A 1,149-nucleotide genomic window follows, 5' to 3' on the forward strand; every position below is an offset into this window, starting at 1 on the left:
GGTCTTGCGTCAGCACTGGGCACAGCAACAATATTGACCACACTGATCGTAGCACAAGCCCGACGACTGAGAAGTCAATTAACATTAGACTTTAGTGCAACCGGGAGCCTCTTCAGGCACTTTCAGGAAGGCAATCAGCACCGCACGTTCAGTCCTGAATCGTGCCTTGAACTGTTCCCTGGATATCTCGGCTTCGCCCCCGTGCCACAAAATGGCTGGGCCAGATCGTCTGGTCGCTGAGGTCTGGCCGGTCAGCGACCAGACCGGTCGTGTGCTTTGGTGTGTGGCAGGCGGCACACCCCGTGTTGCTAACGAGTCTGGCGCCTTGCTGCACTTCCGGGTTTTCCATGGCGCGACGGGCGGGAACTGCAAGGCTGCTGGCGTAGAAGGTGATAAAGCCTGCCACTTTGTCGCTGACTTCGGGGTCGCCGCCATTAGCAAACTGGCCACAATCTTGCGTCCACTACCTCGCCAAGAACCTCGGCCGTTGTCACCGCATCCTGGAACGTGGCGTGCGCCAGATCTGCATAATGGCTAACAACGTCAGTTTTGGTCGGCGTGGATGCGGGCGCCTTATCTGCCGTTGGCTCTCTGCTGTGTTGTGCGTTGGCAGCGTCCTGATTGCCGCTGCATCCGGCCATCAAAAGCAGGGTGATTGACAGGGCCAGAGGTCGCGGACGAGTCATTGACGTCATGTGCAAATCCTTTGAGGTAAATTAAATATAAATCATTATTATACGCATTAGAGATTGATGGGCGTGTATTGCATGAGTTAAACGACACAAGACTGCGGACCTGTAATAATTCATGGCTGATAGCGGCGGTTGCCTTTAATATTGTGTCAGCAACAGTACTAAAAGTCCGTAAAGCGCCGCGCCCCCAATGCGGTCAATGTTCACTGTTGTTGACAGTTGGGGGAGGTCTGAGTTGTCGGGGGCGGGATGAATAGGGCAATCCGGCGCCGCAGCATTCCTTTGTGGTGGTTAGCATTAGCAGCGGCGTTAAGCCTGCTGCTCACCATTCATGATACGTTTGTCATTGCTGTCTTCGAAGGCTACATATCCTGGTGCATACCCTACTGGGACAGTTGCACCAGTATCAGCCGTACAGGGCGTTACTGGCGGTGGGAATTCTCTCCGTTATCCTCAC

Annotated in this window: 2 protein-coding genes and 2 pseudogenes; 1 reads left to right on the top strand and 3 read right to left on the bottom strand. The window is 54.4% G+C overall.

Translation table 11 applies throughout. From position 1 onward, the window contains the following. Nucleotides 1-84: 84 nt before the first annotated feature. The 3 genes and pseudogenes from B2590_RS19280 to B2590_RS15060 form a co-directional block, all read right to left on the bottom strand. A complete protein-coding gene (locus B2590_RS19280; RefSeq protein WP_227507882.1) occupies nucleotides 85-186 on the bottom strand; it encodes a hypothetical protein in 102 nt (33 codons plus the stop codon). Then, a pseudogene (locus B2590_RS15055) lies at nucleotides 149-418 on the bottom strand (di-heme oxidoredictase family protein); the annotation flags it as partial. The pseudogene B2590_RS15055 and the gene B2590_RS19280, both read right to left, overlap by 38 nt. A 16-nt stretch (nucleotides 419-434) precedes the next feature. Then, nucleotides 435-695, bottom strand: a complete 261-nt coding sequence (locus B2590_RS15060; RefSeq protein ID WP_041333848.1) for a hypothetical protein — start codon at nucleotides 693-695, stop codon at nucleotides 435-437. Between the two features lie 246 nt (nucleotides 696-941). Here B2590_RS15060 and B2590_RS15065 point away from each other — a divergent pair. After that, nucleotides 942-1,149, top strand: a pseudogene (locus B2590_RS15065) (hypothetical protein); the annotation flags it as partial.

The sequence above is a fragment of the Marinobacter sp. UBA3604 genome (assembly GCF_002375325.1).
In the GTDB taxonomy this organism is placed as follows: Bacteria; Pseudomonadota; Gammaproteobacteria; order Pseudomonadales; family Oleiphilaceae; genus Marinobacter; species Marinobacter salarius.